This is a genomic window from Pseudomonas sp. A-1 (assembly GCF_004801855.1).
GTDB lineage: Bacteria > Pseudomonadota > Gammaproteobacteria > Pseudomonadales > Pseudomonadaceae > Geopseudomonas.
In genome coordinates this window covers 1-5,830 of sequence record NZ_SSTC01000146.1, presented here as the reverse complement: position 1 = coordinate 5,830, position 5,830 = coordinate 1, and the positions used below count along the sequence as shown (strand labels likewise).

At 73.1% G+C, this 5,830-nt stretch carries 5 protein-coding genes; 4 read left to right on the top strand and 1 reads right to left on the bottom strand.

Going from position 1 to position 5,830, the window contains the following annotated elements:
* The 4 genes from E5198_RS20055 to E5198_RS20040 form a co-directional block, all read left to right on the top strand.
* Positions 1 to 982: sigma-54-dependent Fis family transcriptional regulator (locus E5198_RS20055; protein WP_168772566.1), on the top strand; the 982-nt coding region annotated here is incomplete at its 5' end.
* A complete protein-coding gene (locus tag E5198_RS20050) occupies positions 976 to 2,709 on the top strand; it encodes an ABC transporter ATP-binding protein (protein WP_136491684.1) in 1,734 nt (577 codons plus the stop codon). The genes E5198_RS20055 and E5198_RS20050, both read left to right, overlap by 7 nt.
* Positions 2,699 to 3,373: a S8/S53 family peptidase gene (locus E5198_RS20045; protein ID WP_136491683.1), complete on the top strand. Its 675-nt coding sequence runs from the start codon at positions 2,699 to 2,701 to the stop codon at positions 3,371 to 3,373. Before E5198_RS20050 ends, E5198_RS20045 begins: the two co-directional genes overlap by 11 nt.
* Positions 3,370 to 4,686 (top strand): NAD(P)/FAD-dependent oxidoreductase, encoded by a 1,317-nt coding sequence (locus E5198_RS20040; protein ID WP_136491682.1) that lies wholly within the window; start codon positions 3,370 to 3,372, stop codon positions 4,684 to 4,686. Before E5198_RS20045 ends, E5198_RS20040 begins: the two co-directional genes overlap by 4 nt.
* 158 nt (positions 4,687 to 4,844) lie before the next feature.
* On the opposite strand, the gene E5198_RS20035 is transcribed toward E5198_RS20040, so the two are convergent.
* Positions 4,845 to 5,830, bottom strand: a 986-nt coding sequence (locus E5198_RS20035; RefSeq protein WP_136491681.1) for a hypothetical protein, incomplete at its 5' end; no start/stop codon positions are given.

Sequence of the window (5,830 nt, the reverse complement as noted above, 5' to 3'; positions counted from 1 at the left end):
CGCCGCCAGCGCCGGCCTGTGGACGGGAGTGCGGCCGACGCCGGCGCGCGCCGACTGCCTGGAAGCACTGGCCGGCGACGATCCGCGCCTGGCCCGCGCCCTGCGCATGGCCCGCCAGGGCCTGGCCGGCGGCCTGCCGGTGCTGCTGCTCGGCGAAACCGGCACCGGCAAGGAGGTGGTCGCCCAGGCGCTGCACCAGGCCAGTGCGCGCGCCGACAAGCCGTTCGTCGCGGTCAACTGCGCGGCCATCCCCGAGGGGCTGATCGAATCCGAGCTGTTCGGCTACCGCGAGGGCGCCTTCACCGGCTCGCGCCGCGGCGGCATGGTCGGCCGCCTGCAGCAGGCCCACGGCGGCACCCTGTTCCTCGACGAGATCGGCGACATGCCGCTGGCCCTGCAGGCGCGCCTCTTGCGCGTGCTGCAGGAGCGCAAGGTGCTGCCGCTGGGCGGCGGCGCCGAGCAGGACATCGACGTGGCGATCGTCTGCGCCACCCACCGCGACCTGCGCGCCCAGGTGCAGGACAAGGGCTTCCGCGAGGACCTCTACTACCGCATCAACGGCATCAGCCTGCGCCTGCCGGCGCTGCGCGAGCGCGACGACCTCGCCGCGCTGATCGAACGCCTGCTGGCCAAGCTCGGCGCGCCGCAGGTGCGCCTGGACGCCGACCTCACCGAACTGTTCGAGCAGTACGACTGGCCGGGCAACATCCGCCAGCTGGAGATGGTGCTGCGCGCCGCGCTGGCCATGCGCGAGGGCGACGAGAGCCTGCTCGGCCTCGACCACCTGAGCGACAGCCTGCTCGACGAGCTGACCGCCAGCACCCGCCAGGCCAGCAGCATCCGCGAGAACGAGCTGAAACTGATCCGCGACACCCTCGACCGTCACCAGGGCAACGTCTCCGCCGCCGCCGAGGCGCTGGGCATCAGCCGGGCGACCCTGTACCGCAAGCTCAAGCAGCTGCGCGGCGGACCGGCATGCTGAGTCTGCTGGTCCGCCTGATCGACAGCCCCGACCGCGCGCTGCTGGAGCGTTCGCTGCGCTGGCTGTTTTCCTTCGTGCGCCCGCACGGGCGGGCCATCGCCGGCCTGCTCGGCCTGTCGCTGTGCGCTTCTCTGCTGGTGCTGGCGCAGCCCTGGCTGACCAAGACGCTGATCGACGAAGGCCTGCTGGCGCGCGACTTCGACCACCTGCTGCAGGTGGCGCTGGCGATGATCGGCGTCGGCGTGCTCGGCACCCTGCTCGGCGGGATCAACCGCTACCTGCACACCCGTCTGTCCGGGCGCATCCTGTTCGCCCTGCGCGACGCCCTGTACCGCCACCTGCAGGGCCTGCCGCCGACCTTCTACGCGCGCAAACGGATCGGCGACCTGCTGTCGCGTCTCGACGGCGACGTCGCCGAGATCCAGCGCTTCGCCGTCGACGCGCTGTTCTCCGCGCTGTCCAGCGTGATCGGCCTGTGTGGGGCGGTGGCGCTGATGCTGGCGCTGTCCTGGCAGCTGTCGCTGCTGCTCGCCGTGCTGGTGCCGCTGGAGGTGCTCTGGCTGCGCTGGATGCGCCGCAAGGTCGAGCGCCACAGCCGCGCGCTGCGCGAGCGTTCGGCGGACGTGTCCTCGTTCCTGGTCGAGACCCTGCCGGCGATGAAGTTCATCCAGGCCGCCGGCCAGCAGGAGCGCGAGGCGCAGCGCCTGGAGCGCCTGGGCCAGGGCTACATGAGCCAGCTGCTGCGCCTGCAGGTCACCGAATTCTTCACCCACGCGGTGCCCGGTACCCTGACCTCGCTGTCGCGCGCCGCGGCGTTCATCGTCGGCGGCTACTGGGTGGTGCAGGGCAGCTGGCAGCTCGGCGCGCTGATCGCCTTCTCCACCTACCTGGGCATGGCGGTCGGGCCGGTGCAGAGCCTGCTCGGCCTGTACGTGGCGCTGCAGCGGATGACCGTCAGCCTCGGCCGGGTCATGGAGCTGCGCGCCGAGCCCTCGGCCATCGCCGCGCCGGCCCATCCGCGGCCGCTGCCCGCAGGAGTCGGCGAGCTGCGCCTGGAGGAGTTGTGGTTCCGCCACGAGGGTCGCCAGGAGGCGCTGCTGCGCGGCGCGGCCGCCTGCCTGCCCGGCGGAATGAAGGTGGCGCTCAGCGGCCCATCCGGGGTCGGCAAGTCGACCTTGATCGACCTGCTGCAGCGCTTCCACGACCCCGAGCGCGGCCGCATCCTGCTCGACGGCGCCGACCTGCGCGAGCTGGAGCTGGCCGAGCTGCGCCGCGCCATCGCGGTGGTCAGTCAGGACATCGTGCTGTTCCGCGGCAGCCTGGCCGACAACCTGGCCTACGCCGCGCCGCAGGCCAGCCGCGCCGAGATCGAGCGGGTGGCGCAGCTGGCGCGCCTCGACGAGCTGCTCGCCAGCCTGCCGCAGGGCCTCGACAGCCCGCTCGGCGAGCGCGGCCAGCAGCTCTCCGGCGGCCAGAAACAGCGCATCGCCATCGCCCGCGCGCTGCTCCAGCAGCCGCGCATCCTGGTGCTCGACGAGGCCACCTCGGCGGTCGACGAGGCCACCGAGCGCGAGGTGATCGCCGCCATCGACCAGCTGTTCGCCGGGCGCACGCGCATCCTGATCAGCCACCGCGCCTCGACCCTGGCCGAGGTCGACCTGCACCTGGAACTGGCCGACGGCCAGCTGCGCGAGCGCGTGGGGCGGGAGATGAGCCATGAAACCTGAGCTGCTGATCGGCGTGGTCGACAGCGGCCACGCGCCACAGCAGGCCGCGCAGGTAGCAGCGGCGCGCGCCTTCCGCCTGGACGGGGAAGGGCTGCAGGAGGGCGTGGCGCAGGCCGATCGTCTCGGCCACGGCACGGCGGTGCTGGAGGCGCTGGCGCTGCAGCCGGGCGTGGTGCGCGGCTGCGTCGCCCAGGTGTTCGCCGAGCGCTGGCAGACCAGCCCGTTGCAGGTCGCCGCGGCCATCCACTGGCTCATCGACCGGGACGTGGCGCTGATCAACCTCAGCCTCGGCCTGCGCCAGGACCGTCCGCTGCTGCGCGAAGCCTGCGCGCGCGCGCTGGACGCCGGGGTGCTGCTGTGCGCTGCCAGTCCGGCGCAGGGCGAGCCGGTGTGGCCGGCCAGCTATCCGGGCGTGCTGCGCATCACCGGCGACGCGCGCTGCGCGGCGGGGCAGTGGTCGTGGCTGGACAGCGCGCAGGCCGACTTCGGCGCGCCGGTCACCGCCGGCGGCCTGGCCGGCGCCAGCCTGGCCTGCGCCAACTTCAGCGGGCTGCTCGCCCGCCATCTGCACGACCATCCGGGCAGCGACCGCGCGGCGCTGCTCGAACATCTGCGCCGCCAGGCGGCATACATCGGCCCGGAGCGGCGCGGGAGGCAGGCATGAAGGCGGTGAAGATCGCGGTGCTCGGCGCCGGCCCGGCCGGGGTGGCGGTGGCCATCGGCCTGCGCCGGCTCGGCTACGAGGTGTGCGTGGTCGGCGAGTGGCGGCGCTTCGCCGCGGTGGAGGGCGTATCCCAACGGGTGCTCGACGGCCTGCGCCAGGCCGGCCTGACCCACGCGCTGGCCAGCGCCGACCGCGCCTCGCCGCGGCGGGTGCTGTGGAACGGCGCGGAGAGCGCGCTGAACCAGGAATTCCTCCTCGACCGCCCGCGCTTCGACGCCGCGCTGCGCGAGGACCTGCGCACCGCCGGCGTGCCGCTCATCGAGGCGCGGGTGCGCGAGCGGCACAGCGACGCGGGCGGCCACCGCCTGCTGCTGGAAGGCAGCGGCGGCGAGCAGCAACTGCAGGCGCAGTTCCTGGTCGAGGCGCGCGGCCGCCAGGCACCGCTCGGCAGCCGCCGCCTGCGCGGCCCGGAGACGGTCAGCCTGCTCAACCAGTGGCAGGAGGAGCCGGGGCGCGGCGGTTCGGCGGTGGAGAGCCTGCCGGACGGCTGGGCGTGGATGGCGCGCCTGGAAGACGGCCGCTGCTACTGGCAGATCACCCTGGGCGCGGCCAGCGGTGCGCTGCCGGCGCGCGATGCCCTGCTGCAATGGTGCGCCCAGCGCCGTGCGCAGTCGGCGCGGGTCGCCGAGCTGTTCGGCGCCGAGGCGCTGCAGCCGGCCGCCCTGCACGCGCGCAGCAGCACGGCGATCCTCGCCCTGGAGACCGGCGGCGCCAACTGGCTGCGGGTCGGCGATGCGGCCATGGCGGTCGATCCGCTGTCCGGCAACGGCATCTTCCAGGCGCTGTCCTCGGCGCTGCAGGCGCCGGCGGTGATCAACACCCTGCTCACCCGTCCCGAGTGCGCCGGGCTGGCGCTGGCCTTCCACCAGCGCCGCGTCGAGCAGCTGTTCCAGCGCTTCGCCCGCACCGGCCGCGACTTCTACGCACTCGAAGAACGTTGGGCGGATCAGCCGTTCTGGGCGGCGCGGTCCAACTGGCCGGACAGGGAACCGCTGCACGCGCCGGCCGACTTCGCCTGCCTCAGGGTGGAACGCGCGCCGGTGCTGCGCGACAACCTGGTGGCCGAGGCCGAGGTGGTGGTCAGCGCCGACCAGCCGCTGGGCATCTGGCACCTGCAGGGCATCGAGCTGGCGCCGCGCCTGCGCCGCCTGCAGGCCGGCGAGCCGTTCGCCCGGATGGCTGCCGACCTGCCTGCGCCGCAGCAGGCGATGCTGCGTGGCTGGTTGCACAGTCAGGGCTATTCGGGGGCGTAGGGCGGGGGCGTATGGGCAACTCGCGCAGCGATTGCCCACCGGACAGCTTGCACCCGCAGCGGCGGTAGAGGATCGCCGCGCGAGTCTTCTTATGCCGTTGGCAAAAAAATGCCGGGCCGCCCGTTGCCCCGGGCGGTCCGGCCAGGGAGGGTGACCGGTCAGAAGAAGGTGGCGAAGACCAGCTGGCTGTACAGGTTGGTGTCGTCGCCGCCGAGCTGGGTGCCGCCCTCGGCGGCGCTGCGCTCGGGCCGGTAGAGGCCCAGCACCGGGCTGATCAGCAGGTGGTCGTTGACCATCCACTCGACGTACAGGTCCAGCTCGCGGCCGCCGAGGTTGCCGAGGTCGGTGTCGAGGGTGTCGAAGTCGAAGTACAGCGCACCGACGGTCAGGTTCTCCACGGGCGTGGCCTTGAGGCCGAGGTGGTGGACGCGGGAGTTGCTGTTGAACGGGCCGGCGTAGTTGGCCGCCACCTCGCCCTGGAACCAGGTGCCGTAGCCGCGGCTCAGGCCGTAGAACAGCGGGTCGAAGGCCTCGGAGAAGCGGCTGTAGCGGTAGGTGGCAGTCGGCGTCCAGGGCAGGGCGGCGAAGGTCCAGCTGCCTTCCAGGTACCAGGCGTTCTCGGTGCCGCTGTCCTTGTCCTGGCTGGCGTACTCGAAGGCCAGGTTGAGGTTCTCCACGCCCAGCCCGCCCGCGCCGCGCAGGCTGACGGTGTCCATGCCGTCGCGCTCGGCCTGGGCTGCACTGGCGAAACGCTCGTTGACGTCGAGGCCGCGGATCCAGGTCAGCCCCAGGGTGCCCGCTTCGGCGACGTGCTCGAAGGTGGCGATGGCCAGCTCGGTCTCGGCCTGGGCGCGGTTGTCGGATTTCAGCCAGATCAGGTCGCCGCGCAGGCCCTGCTCGCCGCCCAGGCGCAGCACCGCGGTCTGGTCGAAGGCCTTGCGCGCCGCCAGGTAGTAGGCGCCGCCGCGGTCGTAGTCGGCGCCGAGGTCGACGTCGCCGAAGTTCAGCGAGTCGCCGTTGACCAGGAAGCCGTCGCCGACGCTGAGGTTCTGCCGGCCGAAGGAGAGGTCCACGCCGTTCTCGCCGAGCGCCGGGAACAGGTCGCCCGAGCGCCAGCCGAGGTAGGCGTCCTCGATGTCGGTCA